This window comes from Aestuarium sp. (assembly GCF_023253315.1).
GTDB lineage: Bacteria > Pseudomonadota > Alphaproteobacteria > Rhodobacterales > Rhodobacteraceae > Marivivens > Marivivens donghaensis.
Map to the genome: position 1 here is coordinate 1 of NZ_JALRGW010000136.1, position 756 is coordinate 756.

1 protein-coding gene is annotated in these 756 nt (G+C 55.3%); it reads left to right on the forward strand.

Going from position 1 to position 756, the window contains the following annotated elements; translation table 11 throughout:
- Positions 1-14: 14 nt before the first annotated feature.
- Positions 15-756 (forward strand): UDP-N-acetylmuramoyl-tripeptide--D-alanyl-D-alanine ligase (locus AC1QQ2_RS14655; protein ID WP_479713697.1); only part of this gene is annotated, 742 nt, incomplete at its 3' end.

Here is a 756-nt window from a genome sequence, read left to right on the forward strand (position 1 = left end):
ATGGAATAATTTAGATGATCTTGTGGACTTCAGACGATGCAACCCGCGCAACTTCGGGCCGTTCAACACAAACATGGTCTGCGACCGGCGTCTCGATTGATACCCGCACCTTGGAAAAGGGCGATCTGTTTGTTGCCCTGAAAGCCGCGCGGGACGGTCACGAATTTGTTGCGCAGGCTTTGGCCCAAGGGGCCGCAGCAGCCTTGGTGGATCACATCCCCGAAGGTTTGGATGAAACAGCCCCCTTGTTGATTGTGGCCGATGTTCAAGCCGCCCTTGAGGATTTAGGCCGCGCCGCACGGGCGCGCACAGCGGCGCGTGTGATCGCGGTCACGGGGTCGGTTGGCAAAACCTCGACCAAAGAAATGCTGCGTGACATGCTCCAAGAACAGGGGCGCACGCATGCTTCGGTTGCCAGCTATAACAACCACTGGGGCGTGCCGTTGACTTTGGCGCGCATGCCGGCAGAAACTGACTTTGCCGTCATCGAAATTGGAATGAACCATCCTGGCGAAATTGCGCCCTTGTCGTGCATTGCCCAGCCGCATGTCGCGATGGTGACCACAGTCGCGGCGGCGCATTTGGCAGCTTTTGAAAGTGTTGAAAAGATTGCTGTTGAAAAAGCGTCGATCATCGATGGCTTGGTCGCACAGGGGGTTGCGGTCTTTAATCAAGATATTCCAACCACACCACAGCTGGATCACTATGCCCATGACGCAGGTGTTCAGGTCAATTGGTTTGGTCAAAATTCTGATT